The 1392-nt window shown below is 34.7% G+C and carries 2 protein-coding genes; both read left to right on the plus strand.

Features of this window, described 5'->3' with window-relative positions:
• Positions 1-248: 248 nt before the first annotated feature.
• The gene (locus C200_RS12775; RefSeq protein WP_036780855.1) at positions 249-746 is read left to right on the plus strand and encodes a hypothetical protein; all 498 of its coding nucleotides are present in this window, start codon (positions 249-251) and stop codon (positions 744-746) included.
• Complete coding sequence (locus C200_RS14640; RefSeq protein ID WP_016212214.1) at positions 721-1221, plus strand: GNAT family N-acetyltransferase; 501 nt, start codon at positions 721-723, stop codon at positions 1219-1221. Before C200_RS12775 ends, C200_RS14640 begins: the two co-directional genes overlap by 26 nt.
• The last annotated feature ends 171 nt before the right edge of the window (positions 1222-1392 follow it).

The raw sequence follows: 1392 nt of genomic DNA on the forward strand, positions 1-1392 counted from the left end.
ATTTTTCGCAACAGTGCCCTGTGGTCAACCTTACCTTTATGAAAAATAGTCATTCAGTTGCATCTGTCATGAGCAAGCGTGAATATTCCACTAAATAACTCCAGATTAAAATTTAAAATTAGCAATAATATCAAGTTATTACTGTGCTTCGTCAAACAAACGTTGCACATTATGCAAAATGTTAAACGTTTGTGGTACAATGTGGTCTAATATTTATATATGTGGAGAGTAAATATATGGAGGTGACTATGCCTGCGAGAAAAAAAACTGAGTCAAATAGACAGGTCAAAAGAAAGACTTCTAGAAACAAACTGTCAGTTCAGGCTACCAAAGAAGCGGTATCTAGTAAAAAAACTAGAGCAGCAGCAAGGGGGCAAAGCACTCTGACTAAGGTTGCTGTTAACTCCGGCGAGAAAACTAAATATTTATCATTTAGGGTAGATATGGACTTTCATCAAAGGGCCACAAACGCAGCAGCTTACGCATATCAAGGTAAACTTTCAGAACTGCTTGATGAAGCGGTGAAAGAAAAATTAGAAGAGATTGAACAAGCCCAGGAAGCTGTTTTAAAATCACGTCTACATTTGTCTAAAAAAGATTTAAAAGTCATTGCTGATGAAGTTGAAACACCCTCTGCACCAACAAAAGCATTTGTTGACTTCATGAATAAAGATCATTTGGATCATAAAAAATACAATAAAAATATAGCGAGTATTTTAAGTGGCATACAGAATCGAAAAACTTAAAAGATCTCATGATAGAAAAAGGTTTGATTGTGGTGTTGATAGAGTTAATCAATACCTACAAAAGGTAGCTAGACAACAAAACGATGATAGTGAAAGCGGTACTATTGTTTACTGCCTGGTTGACGACTCCCAGCCTAAAACTATTTTAGGATTTTTCTCATTACATTCTACAAGAGAATCATTAAATCCAGTATTGAAGAAGGCATCAACAAAAGCAGTAGGTTGTTTACTTGTAGGGTGGCTTGGTGTTGATAAAGACGCTCAATCTATGGGGATTGGTAAAGTTCTCATTCATGATATTTTCATAAAATTTATAGACTATGATCAAATGTTTGCTGCAATTATTTTAGATGCGATAACTGATGATGATCGATTAATAAAATTTTATAAGAGAATGGGGTTTAGAACTTTAACAGACAACCGTTACTTTGTGACTTTAAAAACAGTGTGGGCCACATTAAGTGAAAACGATTAATAAGAGACTAAACCTTTAAGTACCTATATAGCATTGCCTTAGAAATTTTCATTCTTTTACATATTTCAGAGATAGATAGGTTGTGATCTTGGCACTGTTGCAAAAAATTTAGATTTGAGTAGGGTGTAGCAATCAACGGAAGTTAAGAGTGAATTGCTGTGGGTAGACGTA

Source organism: Piscirickettsia salmonis LF-89 = ATCC VR-1361, from assembly GCF_000297215.2.
GTDB lineage: Bacteria > Pseudomonadota > Gammaproteobacteria > Piscirickettsiales > Piscirickettsiaceae > Piscirickettsia > Piscirickettsia salmonis.

What these genes read in the sequence shown, in the direction of transcription:
- C200_RS12775 (WP_036780855.1), top strand. Translation starts at nt 249, where the DNA reads ATGCCTGCGAGAAAAAAAACTGAGTCAAATAGACAGGTCAAAAGAAAG.